Below are 19819 nucleotides of genomic sequence, written 5' to 3' on the forward strand. Positions count from 1 at the left end.
GACACCATATTGTCTGCTACCTATACCTGGTTTTAAAAAACCTCTAATCCAATTTGAGATAATAGGTCTGGTAATAATGAATCAAGTTCACCGCGCTCTTTAAGTGATGCAAGATACTGTCTTACTACTAATTTCATTAATTACATCCCTCTATTTTAAATTGAAATATCATTTTGTTTAAACAATGTGGATCAAGGTTTAGCATAGAAGCTAGCAGCATTGAGTGAGATATTTCTTGAAGAGGAATTTCTTGACGAATTTTATCTTCCCCATGTTGGATATAGTGAATAGATTTATTCCCATATAGAAGAAAAGATTCATTCCCAGAAAATATTGATGAGAAGAAAGATTTAGATCTTGCCTGCTTGATAGAGTCATCCATTAATCTATTTTGATGTCTTCTATAGGTATGACGATCTTGTTCACTAGGAATTAGTTCTTTTAAATCTGTGGCTTTCTCTACTGCATCTTGATATTTATCGAAAGATACTAATATATCTTCAGCTATCTTACGCATTCGATGGTCTGATGAGTTTTTAAGCTGACTTATGCTTTCACGCATACTTCCAGGATAACTTATGAATAAAGGGTTAAATATAATTTCATTGATTTCACCTAAAGCATCATCAGGGGCATAATACATTAACGAGGTAATAAGTCCAATTGCAATCTTGGGTCTAATAAAAAACCAGCCACATGCTCTTTTAGCTAATGTAATATAGGTTTGATGGCTAATTTTAGATAGCATTTCTTTATTGAATTTAATTGATGCATCGGACTCTCTTCTATCAAATAGATTGCTGCAATTTTTACATAGATAGTAATTGTTTGAAATTAGCCATCGTGTAATTAATGATGATAAGTAGGTTTCTGGATGATTGTGTATTTCATTGGTAAAACTATTCAGGTTTTTAATGGAAAGTTTGTACTCCGTTAATGAGAATAGCTTCTCAATATAAGAGACACATTCAGCGAATCCTCCTTGTTTTAATAAGTTCCTTAATGCATAGTCAACAATGTTTACTGTTTGTATATTTTCTGGTTTCACATGGCAGCAGATATCAAACAATACTTTTATTAACTTATCATTCAGAACTTCATAGTTATAGGCGATTATCGTAGCCGCTGTGTTAATATACAGCTCTCCAAAATTGTTAGGGTGTTTACATAGGAATTCTAAAACTAAATTTTCTAAAGAGTTATTTTGAGAATAAATGTTTATTAACGCTCTCAGTGATATTGCTAGGATTTTATCTGATGGCGTAGAAGAAGTTAAATTAATGATCTCAGTTGCAGCTAGTGTTAATAATTTATGGTCTTGATACTTTATTTTACCAAGAGAAAATAATGCTCGCTCAACAACCTTAGAGTTTTTATTCTTTAAAAGATTAATGCCCTTCTCTATATAGTCCTTCTCGTTGATGCACGCACCAGCTTGAAGCGCTATTGATAGTGAGTCAAAATCCGGATCAACATTTGATAAGGAAAAATAAAAGAGTTCATCAGGATAGCTAATGTTTTTTTTACATAGTTCAATCAAAGGATCTATAAGCATATAGGCAGCCATATCTTGGCCTGCTTCCAATGTGATTTTTTTGACACATTCGACAATATCTATGATAGAAGTATCTAAATTAGGTAAGATTTTTTCAAAAATATTCATTTTTGAAAAGAAATCATGGTTTTCCGGTATGTTTTTAAGCGTTGAAAACACTTCAATAATGTTTATCTGTTGTTTGTTATGTAACTCTGAAAGCAAATTTATTAATGACTTGGAATCATCATTATTGTGATCGTAATAATCATCGATAAAATCCAAGAGAGAACCATTTATGTAATTTTCAACTATGCTTTCTTTTAGTTTTTCCATATTACTAGCATCTCCTAGATATTTATTTTTGTACGGGTATTATATTTTTACCGTGGTCGTATTTTGTTATCTTTCTGAATGGAAACGACTTCTAACGAAATTAGTTGCCAACTGAAGCATGCTATCCAATCGGGTAGGGGCTAAAAAGGGCGATCGGTGCAAAATCTGTCCAAGATCAATAAATTAGTCATTGATTGGTTGTTATTTGTTCGCTTGAGCTGAAAGGGCAGGGTGATACGCCTTTGTCAGCCGGTGTCGAGCTCGTCACTTTTGTCGTGTCGATCACACTTCCCACCCCGTCGTCACCCTCGTCAGCGGTGATAAACAGCGCGCTACGTTTTCTGATTACTCCTTTATTTTCAGATGGTTGTGAATTTTTATCGCACCCTTGACCCGTTTTGGTCTGATAAATGCTTTGTGGGGGGCTGGCCGCCTTTTTGCCTGTCGGCGGGCGGCCCGGTGTAACGAACCATTTAGGATCCCTCTCTATGAACAGCTTCGTGATTGCAGATCCCAGTCTCTGTATTGGGTGTCGTACCTGTGAGGTGGCCTGCGCCGTTTCACACCAGTCAGGGTCTTGCAGCGGGACCCTTGAGCGGGAGGGCGGCCTGCATCTTGCCATCGAGGATGGACATCTGGTCTCCAGGGACAGCTACTTTCAGCCGCGCCTGAAGGTGATCGTGGGCAGCAAGGTGACCACGCCGGTGCTCTGCCGCCAGTGTGAAGACAAGCCGTGCGCCATGGCCTGCCCGAACAATGCCATCGTCAGCGAGGATGGTTGCGTCAAGGTGTTGCAGGAGCGCTGCATCGGCTGCAAGTCCTGCGTGGTGGCCTGTCCTTACGGCGCCATGGCGGTGGTGCTCAAAGAGGTGCCCCCGACTGCCGATTCGCTCTTCAAGCGGCAGCAGACCAAGGCGCAGGCGCTCAAGTGCGATCTCTGCCGTCACCGCGAGGCGGGCCCGGCCTGTGTCGAGGTGTGTCCGACCCAGGCGCTGCGGCTGGTCACGCCGGAGCATCTTGAAACCCTGAACCGGCAGAAACAGCTGGCCAGTGCCGAGGCACTGCTGGCGATGCTGGCGCGGGTGTGAGCGAGCTTGCCGAGCCGTTTTTCGTTAACAAACAAGAGTGTGAGTCATGAAAAAAGTCATTACCGTGTGCCCCTATTGCGGCACCGGTTGCAAAATCAACCTGCTGGTTGAAAACGACAAGGTGGTGGGGGCCGAAGGCGCCAACGGCCGGACCAACGAGGGGCAGCTCTGCCTCAAGGGCTATTACGGTTGGGATTTCCTGAACGACACCAACCTGCTGACCCCCCGTCTCAAGAGCCCGATGATCCGCCGCGAGCGAGGTGGCAAGTTCGAGGCTGTCTCCTGGGACGAAGCCATCGAGTTCGCCAGCAGCCGTCTCTCTGCCATCAAGGCGAAATATGGCCCGGACGCCATCATGACCACCGGCTCTGCCCGTGGCCCCGGCAATGAAGCCAACTATGTGATGCAGAAATTTGCCCGTGCGGTGATTGGGACGAACAACGTCGACCACTGCGCGAGGGTGTGACACGCACCCTCAGTCTCCGGTCTGGAGACAACTGTAGGCAACGGCGCCATGAGCAACGCCATTCCCGAAATTCAAGAGACCAAGTGCCTGCTGGTGTTTGGTTACAACGCTGCTGACTCTCACCCCATCGTCGCCCGCCATATCCTCAAGGCGAAGGCAAACGGGGCCAAGGTGATTGTGTGTGATCCCCGTATGGTGGAGACCGCCCGTATCGCCGATCAGTGGCTGCCGCTCAAAAACGGTTCCAACATGGCGCTGGTTAACGCTTTCGCCAACGTGTTGATCAATGAAGGGCTCTACAACAAGGCCTTTGTCGCCAACTACACCGAAGGGTTCGAGACCTTCAAGGCGACGGTGGCCAAGTACACCCCGGAATATGTGGAGGGGATCACTGGCCTGAAAGCCGCCGATATCCGCGCCGCCATTCGCACCTACGCCGAGTCGCCTGCTTCCATGATCCTGTGGGGCATGGGGGTGACCCAGTACGGTCAGGCGGTGGACGTGGTCAAGGGGCTCGCGGGTCTGGCGCTGCTGACCGGCAACTTCGGTCGCCGTGGCACCGGTTGCGGGCCTGTTCGCGGTCAGAACAACGTGCAGGGCACCTGTGACATGGGGATGTTGCCGCACCAGTTCCCGGGTTATCAGTCGGTGGCCGATCCCGCCATCAGCGCCAAGTTCGCCAAGGCGTGGGGCGTGGCGTCCCTCTCCCAAAAGCCCGGCTATCGCCTGACCGAGCTTGGCCACAAGGTGGAGGAGGGCAAGTGCAAGGCCTTCTACATCTTCGGTGAAGATCCGGCCCAGACCGAGGCAGATCTCGGTCAATTCCGCCGCACTCTGGCGGGGATGGAGCTGGTGATTGTGCAGGATATCTTCATGACCCAGACAGCCGAGATGGCCGACGTCATTCTGCCCGCCACCAGCTGGGGCGAGCATGAAGGGGTCTACAGCTCGGCGGATCGCGGCTTCCAGCGCTTCTACAAGGCGGTGACGCCCCCCGAGAACGTCAAACCGGACTGGGCCATTTTTTCGCTGATGGCGACCGCCATGGGCTATCCCATGGAGTACCACAACACCGAACAGATCTGGGACGAGATGCGTGCGCTCTGCCCGCTCTATGCCGGGGTCAGCTACGACAAGATGGCCGATCTCAAGAGCGTGCAGTGGCCTTGCCCGACCGAGGATCACCCCGGCACCAGCACTCTGTTCGAGGGGAATGTGTTCACCACCCCGAGCGGCAAGGGTCAGCTGATTGCCTCCGAGTGGCGGCCGCCGCTGGAGCAGCCCTGTGCCGAGTACCCGCTGGTGCTCTCCACCGTGCGCGAGGTGGGTCACTACTCCTGCCGCTCCATGACCGGCAACTGCTCGGCGCTGCAGACCCTGGCCGATGAGCCTGGCTATGTGCAGATCCACCCGAGCGATGCCAAAAAGCTCGGGGTGAAGGATCAGGCGCTGGTCTGGATCTCGTCGCGCCGTGGCAAGGTAATTACCCGGGCCAACTACAACGACCGGGTCAACGCCGGGGTGGTCTACATGACCTACCAGTGGTGGATCGGGGCCTGTAACGAGCTCACTATCGAGCACGTCGATCCCGTCTCCCACACGCCGGAGTACAAGTACTGCGCGGTGAAGATCGAGCGCATTGACAATCAGCCTGAGGCGGAAGTGTACGTCCAGACTGAATACAGCGCGCTCAAGGCGAAATTGCGCAGCGCAGCCAAAGGCTGATCGCCCTAAAAAAGAGGTTCTGCACAAATAAGGGAACCCGACTCGGATTTATCGAGTCGGGCACCCTTTTATTACCCAAAGAAAGGGGTGTAAATGATGCAACATGAAATTGGTCGCTTATTCGGACTTTTCTATATTGGCACCTATCTGGCGGCGATATTGCTGGGAATAGGTTGCTATATTTGGCACGACGAGATGATATTTCTGCTCGGCTTCGGTTTTTTCGGCTGTTTTATGGCAGCGCGGCTCGCCATGAGCAGCGTATTTTCCGCCTTGAGTATTTCCAGTGCCTGGCTGATCGGGTTTATCTCCACCACCTTGATCAACGGCCTGCTGCTGGGGGTGATCACCCTGCTGATCTACCTCACGCACCAGAGCGTCGCCGCCGAGCTTGCCGACAACGCCAGCTGGCTGCTGATGGCCTTCCAGAGCCTGTCGGCCCTATTTATCTTCGGTGGCCTGAAGTGCTGCCACAGCCGGATCATCACCTCATAAACTGCCGATGGATGGGCAGCAAACGCCATCTCGAAACTCGCAGCCAGCGAAGAGGAGAGGCAGATCTGACAGTTGACGGCGGCCCACTTTTCGGGCGCCTTAATTGAGATCAAGAACTGATGAAATAACCGGTTAAATATGGCCATCAGATATATTAAATCGGATTGTAATGAAATTTGAGCTCATCTATGATGAGTCGCCATTCCAATATATCCCCCGATAACGATGTTACTTTTTGTTGTCGTTCGTTAATAACAACTCTGGAATTGCAACATGCGACAATTTTCGTCACCGCTTTTCTTATTGGCAGCCGCTTTTACGGGTTGCGGCTATTTATTTTGGTGACGGGTGCTTGTCGTGATGCGATGGCATGGACAGCCTGACTGGTGACTAAATCGATATAACGTGAGGCCGCAATGCTAAATGTGAGTGCCATCCCCCTGGACGAGATCTCTCCCATCTGGGACGACGGTTTCCTCCTGCTCTCCAAATCCCTCCTGTCGGCCGTGACGCTCGATGATTTTATCCACAAACTCAACAAGATAGATGCCAGCTTCGGCGGCGTGACCCGGGTCAACCTGATCCTCAACATGGGTGCGGACGAGGAGGCCATTTTCTACTTCATGGGACATTCCGGCCCAAAGCATCTGGTCTGCCCCAAGGCAGAGCTGCACCTCTCCCCCCGTCCTACCAAAGAGACCTCGGAACAGGCCATCATTCTCGCTGCCGCCCGCTTTGAGAATCGCTGCCCGGCTCTGGACGACGAAGGGGTTTACGCGGGGCTGCGCTCCTACTGCCAGCTCCCCATCACCACCGCCCGCAGCCACTTGGGCGGAGTCGAGTTTATCAATACCCGGCTCGACAGCTTCACCATGGAGACCCTTGCCAAGCTGACCCAGCTGGCGGCCATTATCGCCATTGCGCTGGAGAACGTGCTCGACAAGGAGCGCACCCTGGAGCAGGCCAACTCTCTGCGCCTTGAGCGCGACAGCTGCAAAATTCTGGTGGATGTGACCAATGCAGTGATCAAACTGGTGCGTATCGCCGAGCTGCCCAAGAGTCTGTTTACCATCCTGCATCACCACTTCGGCATCAGCAGCTTGTGTCTGGCCGAGTACAACGCCACCTCCGACAGCTTCAAGAGCTATCTGGTCAATCAACACCAGAGCGAGCAGCCGGGCATCATCGATCACTCCTGTTTTGAAAAGAAGTGCCTGCAGGGGGCCCTTGGCCACAGCGAGCCCTTCTTCGTTTATCGCGAACACGGCCATGGTTGCAGCAATCGCTGCCGCTTTACCTCCCAGATCCTGCCGCCCGAGGCCGACAGCTCCTGCATTCTGCCGCTGCGCTATCGGGGCAACCTGCTGGGGGTGTTGATCCTCTCGCACCCCCATGCCGACTTCTTTGCCGATATCGATATCTCCCTGCTGGAGCAGGTGGCGGCGCGCACGGCCATTGCCATGAACAACGTGCAGGCGCAGCAGGAGATCTCCAACACCAACGGTGCCAAAGAGAAGACCATTCGCATCAACGAGCCGCAGATGCAGGGGGAGTTCCCCCACATCATTTACCAGAGCGCGGTGATGGAGAGCGTGCTGGAGAAGGTGCGGCTGGTGGCCGAGAGCGACAGTACCGTGCTGATCCTCGGCGAGACCGGCACCGGCAAGGAGCTGATCGCCCAGGCCATTCACGCCCTGAGTGCCCGCCACGACCACGAGATGGTGAAGGTGAACTGCGCCGCCATCCCCACCGGCCTTATCGAGAGCGATCTCTTTGGCCACGAGAAGGGGGCCTTTACCGGCGCCCTGACCCAGCGGATCGGCCGTTTCGAGCGGGCCCACAAAGGCACCCTGTTCCTCGATGAAGTGGGGGATATGCCGCTGGATTTGCAGCCCAAACTGTTGCGGGTATTGCAGGAGCACGAGCTGGAGCGGGTGGGCAACAGCAACCCCATCGCAGTGGATGTAAGGCTGGTGGCCGCCACCAACTGCGATCTGCTCTCCATGGTCAAGAACAAGCGCTTTCGAAGCGATCTCTACTACCGGCTCAACGTCTTTCCCATCGAGCTGCCACCCCTGCGGGAGCGGCGCGAGGATATTCCGTTGCTGGTCAATTTCTTTATCAAGAAGATTGCCAAGCGGATGCGCCGCACCATCACCTCGATCCCCGCCGATGCCATGAAGATGCTGGTGTCGCTCCCTTGGTACGGCAATATCCGCGAGCTGGAGAACGTTATCGAGCGCGCCGTGGTGATGACCCGCGGCCATGTGCTCAACCTCTCGCCCGATGAGCTGATGCCGCTCAAGGGTTACCACAAGATTGAGACCCTGGTCTATGACGAGCCCGCCACACCGCTCTTTGCCGAGGAGGGGCCGATTGATGAGCGCGAGGCGATCATCGCGGCCCTGCGTGACTGCAACGGCATCGTCGCTGGCGAACGAGGGGCGGCCAACCGCCTCGGCATGAAGCGCACCACCTTGCTTTCGAAAATGAAGCGGCTCGGCATTTCGGCCAGAGATCCCGAGATCATTGACGGGGTTGCACCATGAGAGAGCTACTTAAGGTTGAGGCGCGGAGCGAGCAGAGAAAACAGAACGAGCAGAGAGAACAAAGAGAACAGAGCGAACAAAACGAGCTGGCCCGCTGTGCCATCCATCGCGAGGTGGTGCACTACCGCGCCGATGCACTGACCTGCGACAGCGAGATGGCGCTCCCCTCCGAGACGCCGGTGGCGCTGGTCTACAACGGCATCGCCCACAGCGTGATGATGTGCTCGGCCTCCGAACTGGAGGATTTTGCCATCGGGTTTTCGCTATCCGAGGGGATCATCGACAGCCTGCTCGATATCCACGACATCGAGCAGATTGACGGCTGTCAGGGGATTGAGCTGCATATCACCCTGGCCAATCGCTGCGTTTATCGCCTCAAAGAGAAGCGGCGCACGCTGGCGGGGCGCACCGGCTGCGGCATCTGCGGCAGCGAGAGTCTGGAGCAGGTGATCCGCACCCAGCCAAGCTTGCCCGACAGTCAGCGTCTGGCGGTGGGTCATATCGACAAGGTATTGACCGCGCTGCGCCCGCTCCAGCTATTGGGCCAGCGCACTGGCGCCACCCATGCGGCTGTGCATCTGGACGCGGAAGGTAATATTCTCGCCATCCGCGAGGATGTGGGGCGCCATATTGCGTTGGATAAGCTGGTGGGGCACTTGTGCCGCACGGGTCGCCGTGACGGTGCCATTCTGGTGACCAGCCGCGCCAGCTTCGAGATGGTGCAAAAGTGCGCCAGCGCCGGAGTGGAGATCTTGCTCGCCATCTCCGCCGCCACCGAGCTTGCGGTCGAGCGAGCCGAGCAGACCGGGCTGACGTTGGTGGGCTTTTGCCGCCCCGGGCGGGCCGAGATCTACAGCGGCTGTCAGCGTATTCTGCTTTAAGTGACAGCAAGAGTGAGAGCCTGCTAAAGGGCTTATAAAAACAGGCAATAAAAAAGGGCGGGGAGTGTGACTCCCCGCCCTTGTTGTATCTGCCTATAGCTTGCGGATTAGCGAGCCAGCAGGATACGCAGCATGCGGCGCAGCGGCTCGGCGGCGCCCCACAGCAGTTGGTCACCCACGGTAAAGGCAGCCAGATACTCAGGGCCCATATTGAGTTTGCGCAGACGACCCACCGGAATGCTGAGGGTGCCAGTGACGGCAGCCGGAGTCAGCTCGCGGGCTGTGATGTCGCGATCGTTGGGGATCACTTTTACCCAGTCGTTGTGGGCAGCCAGCAGCGCTTCGATCTCCGCCAGCGGCACATCCTTTTTCAGCTTGATGGTGAACGCCTGGCTGTGGCAGCGCAGGGCGCCGATCCGCACGCAGAGACCATCCACCGGAATGACGGCATTCTCGATACCCAAAATCTTGTTGGTCTCGGCCTGACCCTTCCACTCTTCACGGCTCTGGCCGTTGTCGAGCTTGGTGTCAATCCAGGGGATAAGGCCACCGGCCAGCGGTACGCCGAAGTTGTCGACCGGCAGGGTGCCGGAGCGGGTCTTCTCGGTGATCTTGCGCTCGATATCGAGAATGGCGGAGGCGGGATCCGCCAGCTCGACCGCCACTTCGTCACGCAGCATCCCCATCTGGGTGACCAGCTCGCGCATATGGCGGGCACCGCCACCGGAGGCCGCCTGATAGGTGGCCACGCTGACCCACTCCACAAGATCGGCCTTGAACAGGCCGCCGAGGGCCAGCAGCATCAGGCTGACGGTGCAGTTGCCGCCGACGAAGGTCTTGATGCCATCGTTCAGGGCCTGCTCGATGACGTCGCCGTTGACCGGATCCAGAATGATGACGGCGTCTTTCTCCATCCGCAGGGAGGAGGCGGCGTCAATCCAGTAACCCTGCCAGCCAGCGGCTTTCAGGCGCGGATAGACATCCTTGGTGTAGTCGCCGCCTTGCGCGGTGATGATGATATCCTGCTTGGCCAGCGCCTCGATATCGAAGGCGTCCTGCAGAGTACCGGCATCGACGCCGAAGTTGGGAGCGGCCTCACCGGCCTGGGAGGTGGTGAAGAATGTGGGTTGAATATGGGCGAAATCCTGCTCTTCCTGCATCCGGCTCATCAGAACCGATCCCACCATGCCACGCCAACCGACCAAACCTACTTTTTTCATAATGTCCTACCCTGGATTGCTGCTAAAGAAACTCGCGGTGACACCCGTAACCCCTTGTCTGGCGACGCCTGTTTACAAGCGGTTTACAGGCTATTTAAAAAATATGCGCTGCGAAAAATGCGTCTATCCACATTACGGATTGTGGCGGCTTGCGCAAGTCGAATTGCGCAATATTCTGTGCCGTTTGCTGCATTAACCGGCAGCCAGAGCACCGCTCAGGTAGACTGGGAGGGAGAAGGTCAACATCAGACGAAAAGGCCACCGTTTATGGCGGTGGCCTGTCAATAAAGCGGTTGAGGACGTCCTCTACTGTTGTCGAGGGCGTAGTTGGCGAGTGAAACAGCCCGACAGCTTGGGCGCTTAGCCGTAACGGGCCAGAGTGAGCCCCTCATCGCTGATGGCGGGCTCGCTGCCGCTGATCAGATCGCACAACAGCTGACCCGAACCGGCCGCCATGGTCCAGCCCAATGTGCCGTGGCCGGTATTGAGCCAGAGACCGGGAATGGGGCTTGGCCCTACAAGCGGGGTGCCGTCCGGCGTCATGGGCCGCAGGCCGGTCCAGAACTCGGCTTGGCTGATATCGCCCCCCTCGGGAAAGAGATCGCCCACCACCATCGCCAGGGTGTCGTGGCGTCTGGGGTTGAGAGCGAGGTTGTAGCCCGACAGCTCCGCCATGCCGCCGACCCGGATCCGCTCGTCAAAGCGGGTGATGGCCACCTTGTAGGTTTCGTCGAGCACGGTGCTGCGCGGCGCGGCCTCGGCATTGATCATCGGCAGGGTGAGGGAGTAGCCCTTGACCGGATAGACCGGCAGCTCCAGCCCGAGCGGGCGCAGCAGCGGCCGCAAAAAACCGGTGGCATAACTGCCGAGCGCGCAGACGATGGCATCGGCGCGATAGCGCTGCTCGCCTGCTCGCACCGCCACGGCGCGGCCGCGGGCTTGCTCAATCTCGTCGATGTCGCAGTTGAAGACGAACTTGACCCCGAGCTTCTCGGCTTCAAGGGCAAGGGCCTTGGTGAAGCGGAAGCAGTCGCCGGTCTCGTCGCCGGGCAGACGCAAGCCGCCGACGATTTTGCCACGCACTCGCGCCAGCGCAGGCTCTGCCGATTCGCAGCCGCTGGCATCCAGCGACTGGTAGGGGACGCCATACTCCTCCAGCACCTCGATATCGCGCTGACTGGCATCGAGCTGGGACTGGCTTCTAAACAGCTGCAGGGTGCCGAGCTGGCGCCCTTCGTAATCGATGTTGAGCTCGTCGCGCAGCCGCTTCATGCAGTCGCGGCTGTATTCGGCCAGACGCACCATGCGCCCCTTGTTGGTGGCATAGGCGGTCGGGGTGCAGTTGGCGAGCATTCTGAGCATCCAGCGTAGCTGGAAGGGGTCGGCAGTGGGGCGCACGGTGAAGGGGGCATGCTTTTGCAGCATCCACTTGGCGGCCTTGAGGGGGATGCCGGGTGCCGCCCAGGGTGCCGCATAACCCGGGGATATCTGCCCGGCGTTGGCATGGCTGGTTTCAAGGGCGACGCCACCTTGTCGCTCCAGCAGGGTTACTTTGTGACCCGCTTTGGCCAGATACCAGGCGCTGGTTACCCCTATTACGCCGCCACCGAGAACCACTATCTCCATATCGTCTTTCCTTGACTGATCTCCTGATGTGGCCACCACCATAATCAGCCGCCACAGGATATTCAACCGCTCTGCGCAGGATTGGGATCTCCGTCTGCTTGCCAGTCACAAGCTGGTGTTTGGTGCGATGGTGAGCCTGATTGCCAGCGTAAATCGCTGCGCTGTTGTCAGTGTGAATGTGCCAGGGGGCATGGCCCGCTTACAACTGCTCCAGCTTGATCAGGTACTGCTCCGCCGTCGCCAGAATGGCCTGCTGCTGTTCGGCGGCTTGGCCATCCCAGTTGGCATAGGGGAGGGCGAGGCGAGGATTGCCGCCCAGTTTGTCCCGATTGCGCCAGAGAAAGTGCCAGTAGAGGCTGTTGAAGGGGCAACTTCCGTCGCCGTGGCGGGCTTTGACCTGATAGTGGCACCCCTTGCAGTAGTGGCCCATCCGCTCGAGATAGGCGCCGCTGCTGGCGTAGGGCTTGCTGCCCATCAGGCCGCCATCGGCAAACTGGCTCATGCCGCGGGTGTTGGGCAGCTCCACCCACTCGATGGCATCCACATAGATACCGAGATACCACTGATCCACCTCGTCAGGATCGATCCCCGCCAGCAGGGCAAAGTTGCCGGTCACCATTAGCCGCTGGATATGGTGGGCGTAACCGTGCTCAAGAGACTGGCCAATGGCGTGACGCACGCAGGCCATCCTGGTTTCGCCGCTCCAGAAGAAACCGGGCAACGGTCGGTTGGCCCCGAGAAAATTGGTCTGCTGGTAGTCGGGCATCTTTTCCCAGTAGAGGGCACGGACAAACTCGCGCCAGCCGAGGATCTGGCGGATAAAACCCTCGACCTGCGCCAACGTGATGGTTGCCTGATTGGCCTGCCAGTGGGATTCGGCGGCGCGGATCACCTCAAGCGGATGAAGCATCTTGCTGTTGAGGGAAAACGACAAACGGCTGTGAAACAGGCTCCAGCCCCGCTCGCTCAGGGCATCCTGATAGCGGCCAAAGTGGGGCAGGCAGTGGGTGAGAAAATGGGCGAGCAGCTCGCGACTCTGGCGCCTTGTGATGGGCCACGGCAGCATGCTGGCATCCGCCTCGCCGATGGTGCTGACCCCGTGGCGGGTCAGCATGGCGTCAATCTCGCTCACCTCGTTGGCAAAGGTGAGGGGGGCCGGGATCGGCTGGCTTGCCGGCAGTTTGGCGCGGTTCTCGTCATCAAAATTCCAGCGCCCGCCAAGGGTTTGGCCGCGCTCATCGAGCAGCACTTGATATTGCTTGCGCAGGGCGCGGTAGAAGAACTCCATCCGGCTGTGGGGGTAGCGCTGCCAGCCATCACGGGGGGTGAGGAAATGTTCGCTATCCACCTCGGTGGCAGGGATGGCAAGGCCCGCCGCCCAGCTTTTCAACTGGCTGGCGAGGCGCCACTCGTCCGGGCTCTGCCAGGCAAAGCTGCTGGCCTGATGTGCTTCGAGCTGAGCCTCCAGTAAGCCGGGCAAGTCGGGCCAGCGGGCGCTCTCATCGAGGGTCAGGTAACAGACGCGGTGGCCCGCTTGGGTGAGTGCTGCTGCGAAGGCGCGCATGGCGGCAATGAAGGCCAGCACCTTCTGGCGATGGTGGCGGCAGTAGTCAGTCTCCTGACGTAGCTCTGCCATCAGATAGCAGATTGCCGGATCCGGCGTGCGAAACCAGCTGTGAGCGGCGTTCAGCTGATCGCCGAGAATCAGGCGCAGCTCCATCAAAATCGCTCCCCCTCAGGTTGCTGGCTGCTGTGACGAGCGTGGCGACAGCGTTCGCTGCAATAGCGAACCTCCTCCCAACTGCGCGCCCACTTGCGCCGCCAACTGAAGGGGCGCTGGCAGACGGGGCAGATCTTCTCGGGCAGATGGGGTTTGCGATGCATGATGGCTTCCGGCCTTGGCTGATGGGGGATGTGACGTGTGGCTAGGGAGAATAACGAAGCGGGGGCGTGGACGGATCAACCTCGCTGCCGGTTTGCCGCGCAGATGCCCACTTTGTGAGCGGGCGCACAGCCCGTCGGTGCGCCCCTTGTTTGCCAATTAACCAGCCGTTAACGTGGCGAAGCTGCCCGCTGGCAGTACCCATCAATGGATCTTGTTGGCCACCGACTGTCTACAACCGATATGGAGGGGAGTGATGCCAATCATGACAGCTACGCCCCGGGCAGCTTGCCTGCTCGCTCACTGGTATACCCGGGATCCCATTCTCACCTTCGACTTTCCTCACCGCTGATTGGCGGCACCTGCCGTTTGAATTTGTCAGCCGGACGACCCTGATCGCCCCGGCCTCTTTGCCAATTCCAATTCCAATTTCAAACACACTGGCCCCGCGCCGGTGAGGAGTCTTTTATGCGTCGTATACCCGAGCCGTTTCGTATCAAGATGGTCGAGCCCATCAAACAGACCACTGGCGCCGAGCGCCGCGCCGCCCTCGAGGCCGCTGGCTGGAACCCCTTCCTGCTGCTGGCCGAGGATGTCTATATCGATCTGCTGACCGACAGTGGCACAGGTGCCATGTCCGATCGCCAGTGGGCCGGCATCATGATGGGGGATGAGGCCTATGCGGGCAGCCGCAACTTCGTCGAGCTGGAGCGCACGGTGCGCGAGATTTTTGGCTACCAGCATGTGATGCCCACCCACCAGGGGCGCGGGGCCGAGCAGATCCTCTTTCCCGAGCTGGTCAAGCGCTGCAAGGGCAAGGCGCCTGTCTTTATCTCCAACTACCACTTCGACACCACCAAGGCTCACGTGGAGTTGGCCGGCGCGCGGGCCATCAACCTGCTCACCCCGAAGGCCCTCGACACCACGGCGCCTTATGCCTGGAAGGGGGATTTTGATCTCCCTCGCCTGACCGACACCATCGAAACCCTGGGGGCCGACAACGTGGCCGGCATCATCATCACGGTGACCTGCAACAGTGCCGGTGGCCAGCCGGTCTCCATGGCCAATATGGAGGCGGTCTCCGAGCTGGCCCGTCGTCACCAGATTCCGGTGGTGATCGACGCCGCCCGCTTTGCCGAGAACGCCTGGTTTATCAAGGAGCGGGATCCGGCCTATGCCAAGCACAGCATCAAGGAGATAGTGCGCCAGATGTTTGCGCTGGGGGACATCTTCACCATGTCGGCCAAAAAGGACGGGTTGGTCAATATCGGCGGGCTCTGCTGTTTCAAGGAGGATCTCGACCTGTTTCGCGCCGTGCAGGTGCGCTGCGTGGCGATGGAGGGGTTTGTCACCTATGGCGGCCTCGCCGGGCGGGATATGGCGGCGCTCGCCATCGGCCTGCGGGAGGGGATGGATGAAGAGTATCTCACCTATCGCATCAGTCAGGTGGCTTATCTCGGCGAGCGGCTGGCCGAGGCGGGGATCCCGATCCAGACCCCCACCGGCGGTCATGCGGTGTTTGTGGATGCCAAGAAGCTGCTGCCCCATATTCCGGCCGAGCAGTTTCCGGCCCATGCGCTCGCCTGCGAGCTCTATCTGGAAGGGGGCGTGCGCGGGGTGGAGATTGGCTCCCTGCTGCTGGGGCGCGATCCCGCCACCGGCAAGCAGGAGGCTGCGGATTTTGAGCTGTTGCGTCTCACCATTCCGCGTCGGGTCTACACCCGGGATCACATGGACTATGTGGCCGACTGCCTGATCGCGGTGAAAGCGCGGGCCAGCGACATTCGCGGGCTCACCTTTGACTACGAGCCGCCGCTGCTGCGCCACTTCACCGCGCGGCTGAAACCGGTCTGATCAGCAATCGGTTAGACGGGGTGATCAAACGGCCAAGCGCAGCCCCCGGTTAAACGGCCAAGTAAAAAGCCCCCGCACCTTGGTGCGGGGGCTTTCGTTTATCGACACAAAGCCGGGGGTCAGACCGCCTGATACTCCAGCTCGACCGAGCCCAGCGCCTTGAGGGTGGACTGGGCGGAGTCACGCTGGCTGATCTGGCCGTTTTTGTTCTCCAGCAGTACTGCGCGGCGGATGGTGGCGAGATCTTCGCCATTAAGCACCGCATGGGCGCAGGCCATCTGCATCGGCGGAAGGCTGGGGTTGAAGGCGGCGTTCTCGGCGTAGCGGCCAGAGAAGATGCGGTCATCGGCAAACTGCAGCGCCACCGCGGCATAGCCCTGACTGTAGGGGGCGTAGCTTTGACGGGCGGCGGCCAGCGCGGCCTGCCACAGCGGGTCTTCGCTTTGAAGCGATAGCTCTGCGTGATCCTGCGGGCTCATCAGCGCATCCGTGATGTCGAGATCCGCCGGCCCAAACGAGTGGGGCAGGAAGGATTGCAGGGCGCTCAGGTCATCGGGCAGAGAGACTTTCAGGATCTTGGCGGTGCTCAGCTCGTTCATGAACTGACGGCAGTGGCCACAGGGGGTGTAGTTGACGGTGATTTCAGAGATCCCGGTCTCGCCACCCAGCCAGGCGTTGGAGATGGCGGACTGCTCGGCGTGGACCGAGTGAAACAACCCTTGCCCCGCAAACTCCATGTTGGCACCGAAGTACCAGGTGCCGCTCAGGCCACAGGCGATGGCACCGACATAAAACTTGGAGATGGGCGCCACCGAGCAGGCGGCTGCCAGCGGCAACAGGGCGAGGCGCAGGGCGCGATCATCGAGACCTGTGGCGGCTTTCAGGGTGGCGACTTGCTCCGGCGTGAAGCGGGCGTTGAAGTCGGCACTATCCAGCATGGGCTGCACGGCTGCTTTGAGCGGGGCAGAGAGGGTATCGAATGGCTTGGCAAAACGGGGATGCATAGTGTGTCCTCAAAGGCCAATTGGGCGGCCATTGTAGGGAGCAAGCTCGGGTAAATGTGTGAGCAGGCTCACGCCCTGATGGGCAAACGGAGGGGGATGGTAATGGAAACGTTTGTCTTGTGCAAATTGTGCGGCAGGTCGCACCCCGAGAGGCCAGCAGGCCCCTCGGAATGGTCAACAGGTGGTCAATGGGGTCATCAGGTCAGCCAGTGATAGATGGCAAACAGCAGCGGGGCAACGGCAGCGGTGAGGATCCCGCACACCACCATCGCCAGCGATGCAAAGGCCCCCTGGGTAATCCCCTTCTCGGCGGAGGTGGCGGTGCCGATGGCGTGGGCACAGGCCCCCATGGCGAGCCCTTGGGCTTCCGGATCGGTCACTTTGAACAGTTTGAGCAGCGGGTAGCCGATCAGGGCACCGACAATCCCCACCACCACCACCACGGCGGCCGCGATGGCGGGAATGCCGCCGATGGACTGGCTGACGCTCATGGCGAGCGGGGTGGTGATGGATTTGGTGGCAAGGGAGGCGAGCAGTGCCGGATCTGTGCCCATAAAGTGACCGATCAGCAGGGTTGTGCACACCGAGATCAAGACGGAGGCGAGGGTACAGATTAGGATGGGCTTGAGCTTGGCCTGGATCTGGCGCGCCTGCTGATAGAGCGGCAGTGCCAGCGCCACTACTGCGGGCTCCAGCAGCATGGTAATGGGGCTGCTGCCGCGCTCGTACTGCTCAAGGGGCAGATCAAACCAGAGCAGCAGGCCGATGATCACCGCGGTCGGCACCAGCACAGGGTTGATGATGGGCCAGGGCAGGCGGCGATAGAGGGCGCGGGTGGCGAAATAGAGCGCCAGGGTCAGAGGGATCGCTAGCCAGAAGATCATTTGTTCATCCTCTGGTAGAGCCGACCGACGGTGGCGAGGATCAGCACGATCCCGAGCACGATGCAGAGCATGATGACGCCGAAGGATTGGCGCAGGGGCTCAAGCCAGGCCACCAGCCCGACCGCAACCGGCACGAACAAAACGCCCATGTGGCGCAGCAGCAAGCCTGCGCCCAGCTCGACCCAGTGCAGCTTGATCAGCTGCAGGGAGAGCAGCACAAACAGCAGCAGCATGCCGATGATGCTGCCGGGAAAGGCGAAAGGCAGGATGGCTGCCACGGATTTGCCTGCCAGCAGGCAGGCGACAATGACCATAAAGTCACGAAAGTACAGCAAGGCGCGTTGCGCGATCACGTGAACCTCATCGACTGGGAAGAAAAATCGCAGTTTACCAGAGAGGGCGGGTCGCGGCATTAAAACAATAACAACTGAAATCAGTTCATTTGAGGCTGATTTGATTGGCAATTTTTGAAAATTGTCTGATAGAACCCTTTTCGAACTTCAAGGAGTAGTGATGACATCCCTCTTGTCCCGCGTTCGCCAGATGGCGAACGATAATGCGTTGCCACCCCATCTGTTGCAAACCCGTCAGTGGGACGGGCCCCTGTGTCGGGTGCGACTCGACAACACCGGCGCTGATGCCACTCCGGTTGAGCGCTGGGTGCTGTTTGACGGCAAGCTTGGCCTGCCGGTGGAGAGCGCCATCTATGGCGAAGGATTCCAGATGCTGGCCCAGACCATGGGTTGCTGGCAATCACCGCAACATGTCGGCCGTTGCCCCGATGCCAGCATCTATCGCATCACCGATGACAATGGCTATCACACCATTCACAACCTGTTGCTGGTGGAGCATGGCAAGGGGTGGCTGCTGCTCGCCTTTGCCAGCTGCCACCGTTTTGGCGGGGAGTTTCGCCTCTACCCCGATGGTCGCTTGCAGATCCTGATGAATTGCGAAGGGCGAAAACTCGCGGCCGGTGAGCACTGGCAGAGCGAGGCGCTGATCTGCCTCGAAGGGCCGGAGCGCGAGGATCTGCTGGCTGAGTTGGCACGGTTGATCGAGGCCGAGCACGGCTCGCTGATCGGCAAGGTGAGTGATCGCCCGAGCGGTTGGTGCTCTTGGTATCACTACTACGCCGAGGTGAGCGCTGCCGATATTCGCGAGAACCTGCAGGTCCGTGCCGAGCGTTTCCCGGCCCTGCGATATGTGCAGATCGACGACGGCTATCAGGCCAAGATGGGCGACTGGCTTACTCCATCGGCCAAGTTCGAGCAAGGAGTGGCAACACTGGCTGCGGAGATCAAACAGGCTGGCTGCGAGCCCGCCCTCTGGGTCGCTCCCTTTATTGCCGAACCAAGCTCGCAGGTGTTTCAGGATCATCCCGACTGGTTTGTGAAGGGGGATGACGGCCTGCCGCTCCCCTCCGAGCGGGTCACCTATGGCGGTTGGCGTTGTACTCCCTGGTATGTGCTGGATGGTACCCACCCCGAGGTGCAGGTGCACCTCGAGCGGGTGTTCCGCACCCTGCGCGAGCAGTGGGGCATCCACTACTTCAAGCTCGATGCCAACTTCTGGGGCGCCATCCACGGTGGCCGTTTCCACGATCCGGCTGCCACGCGGGTTGAAGCCTATCGGCGCGGCATGGCCGCCATTCTGCGCGGTGCTGGCGATGGTGCCTTCCTGCTCGGTTGCAACGCCCCCATCTGGCCGAGCCTTGGGCTGGTGCACGGCATGCGGGTGAGCGATGACGTGGAGCGCAACGGCCACCGCTATCGCCAGATTGCTCGCGAAGCCTTCTGCCGTGCCTGGCAGAACGACAAGCTCTGGGCCCTCGATCCCGACTGCATCTGTTTGCGTGATCTACCGAGCCAGCAGGCAAGCAAGGCGGATTACAGCTTCCATCTGGCAGCGCTGGTGGCGAGCGGCGGCATGATGCTGGCGGGTGATCGACTGCAAGATCTCGATGAGGAGCAGGCGGCGCAACTGTGCAAGCTGCTGGGTCTTTGTGCTGTTCGTGCACCCTCTGCCCGTTTCGAGTCGATGGACTTTGCCTGCGGCGAAGTAAGCCTGCCCGAGGGCGGTACTCTGCTCTGCCTGTTCAACTGGGAGGGGCAACCACAGGAGTTTCTGCTGCCGGAAGGGGGAACCGATTTTTGGCAGGAGCAGGCAGTCGGCACAACCGTGACCCTGCAAGGGGGTGAGGGGCGGGTGATCCGCTACACCTGATCACCGCATCACCACATACAATTCAGGCTCCATCACGGAGCCTGAATTGTTT

At 57.9% G+C, this 19819-nt stretch carries 15 protein-coding genes; 7 read left to right on the forward strand and 8 right to left on the reverse strand.

The window, feature by feature from the left end; genetic code table 11:
* Window positions 1-136: 136 nt before the first annotated feature.
* Window positions 137-1870, reverse strand: a complete 1734-nt coding sequence (locus ACTG19_RS01165) for a hypothetical protein (RefSeq protein ID WP_439988612.1) — start codon at window positions 1868-1870, stop codon at window positions 137-139.
* A 488-nt stretch (window positions 1871-2358) separates the two neighbouring features.
* On the opposite strand from ACTG19_RS01165, the gene ACTG19_RS01170 reads away from it, so the two are divergent.
* The 5 genes from ACTG19_RS01170 to fdhD all read left to right on the forward strand — a co-directional run bounded on the left by ACTG19_RS01170 (window position 2359) and on the right by fdhD (window position 9074).
* Window positions 2359-2958 (forward strand): 4Fe-4S dicluster domain-containing protein, encoded by a 600-nt coding sequence (locus ACTG19_RS01170; RefSeq protein ID WP_439988613.1) that lies wholly within the window; start codon window positions 2359-2361, stop codon window positions 2956-2958.
* 46 nt (window positions 2959-3004) lie between these two features.
* Window positions 3005-5149: a formate dehydrogenase subunit alpha gene (gene fdhF, locus ACTG19_RS01175; protein ID WP_421250192.1), complete on the forward strand. Its 2145-nt coding sequence runs from the start codon at window positions 3005-3007 to the stop codon at window positions 5147-5149.
* A gap of 96 nt (window positions 5150-5245) precedes the next feature.
* A complete protein-coding gene (locus ACTG19_RS01180; RefSeq protein WP_216954379.1) occupies window positions 5246-5644 on the forward strand; it encodes a hypothetical protein in 399 nt (132 codons plus the stop codon).
* A 416-nt stretch (window positions 5645-6060) separates the two neighbouring features.
* Window positions 6061-8193, forward strand: a complete 2133-nt coding sequence (locus ACTG19_RS01185) for a sigma 54-interacting transcriptional regulator (protein WP_439988614.1) — start codon at window positions 6061-6063, stop codon at window positions 8191-8193.
* Window positions 8190-9074: a formate dehydrogenase accessory sulfurtransferase FdhD gene (gene fdhD, locus ACTG19_RS01190; protein ID WP_234923093.1), complete on the forward strand. Its 885-nt coding sequence runs from the start codon at window positions 8190-8192 to the stop codon at window positions 9072-9074. The genes ACTG19_RS01185 and fdhD overlap by 4 nt, the downstream gene beginning before the upstream one ends.
* A gap of 107 nt (window positions 9075-9181) precedes the next feature.
* Here fdhD and asd read toward each other — a convergent pair whose 3' ends face one another.
* From asd to ACTG19_RS01210, 4 genes are all read right to left on the reverse strand, one after another.
* Window positions 9182-10294 carry an aspartate-semialdehyde dehydrogenase gene (gene asd / locus ACTG19_RS01195; RefSeq protein WP_005345266.1) on the reverse strand — a complete coding sequence of 371 codons (1113 nt, stop codon included), beginning with the start codon at window positions 10292-10294 and terminating at the stop codon, window positions 9182-9184.
* Between the two features lie 360 nt (window positions 10295-10654).
* Window positions 10655-11962, reverse strand: coding sequence for a D-amino acid dehydrogenase (locus tag ACTG19_RS01200; RefSeq protein WP_439989585.1), 1308 nt, complete (start codon window positions 11960-11962; stop codon window positions 10655-10657).
* A gap of 157 nt (window positions 11963-12119) precedes the next feature.
* The gene (locus ACTG19_RS01205; RefSeq protein ID WP_439988615.1) at window positions 12120-13640 is read right to left on the reverse strand and encodes a cryptochrome/photolyase family protein; all 1521 of its coding nucleotides are present in this window, start codon (window positions 13638-13640) and stop codon (window positions 12120-12122) included.
* Window positions 13640-13804 carry a DUF2256 domain-containing protein gene (locus tag ACTG19_RS01210; RefSeq protein WP_129504131.1) on the reverse strand — a complete coding sequence of 55 codons (165 nt, stop codon included), beginning with the start codon at window positions 13802-13804 and terminating at the stop codon, window positions 13640-13642. Before ACTG19_RS01210 ends, ACTG19_RS01205 begins: the two co-directional genes overlap by 1 nt.
* Window positions 13805-14270: 466 nt before the next feature.
* Here ACTG19_RS01210 and ACTG19_RS01215 point away from each other — a divergent pair, with 466 nt between their 5' ends.
* A complete protein-coding gene (locus ACTG19_RS01215) occupies window positions 14271-15656 on the forward strand; it encodes a tryptophanase (protein WP_335863847.1) in 1386 nt (461 codons plus the stop codon).
* Between the two features lie 119 nt (window positions 15657-15775).
* Here ACTG19_RS01215 and cdd read toward each other — a convergent pair whose 3' ends face one another.
* The 3 genes from cdd to ACTG19_RS01230 all read right to left on the reverse strand — a co-directional run bounded on the left by cdd (window position 15776) and on the right by ACTG19_RS01230 (window position 17897).
* Window positions 15776-16660: a cytidine deaminase gene (cdd, locus tag ACTG19_RS01220; protein ID WP_439988616.1), complete on the reverse strand. Its 885-nt coding sequence runs from the start codon at window positions 16658-16660 to the stop codon at window positions 15776-15778.
* 197 nt (window positions 16661-16857) lie between these two features.
* On the reverse strand, window positions 16858-17544 hold the full coding sequence (locus ACTG19_RS01225) for an LrgB family protein (RefSeq protein WP_043850903.1): 687 nt from the start codon (window positions 17542-17544) through the stop codon (window positions 16858-16860).
* The gene (locus tag ACTG19_RS01230) at window positions 17541-17897 is read right to left on the reverse strand and encodes a CidA/LrgA family protein (RefSeq protein WP_005333279.1); all 357 of its coding nucleotides are present in this window, start codon (window positions 17895-17897) and stop codon (window positions 17541-17543) included. Before ACTG19_RS01230 ends, ACTG19_RS01225 begins: the two co-directional genes overlap by 4 nt.
* 160 nt (window positions 17898-18057) lie before the next feature.
* On the opposite strand from ACTG19_RS01230, the gene ACTG19_RS01235 reads away from it, so the two are divergent.
* The gene (locus ACTG19_RS01235) at window positions 18058-19767 is read left to right on the forward strand and encodes a glycoside hydrolase family 36 protein (protein ID WP_439988617.1); all 1710 of its coding nucleotides are present in this window, start codon (window positions 18058-18060) and stop codon (window positions 19765-19767) included.
* Window positions 19768-19819 lie beyond the last annotated feature (52 nt).

The sequence above is a fragment of the Aeromonas sp. 3P genome, assembly GCF_051919745.1.
GTDB classification, from domain to species: Bacteria; Pseudomonadota; Gammaproteobacteria; order Enterobacterales; family Aeromonadaceae; genus Aeromonas; species Aeromonas veronii.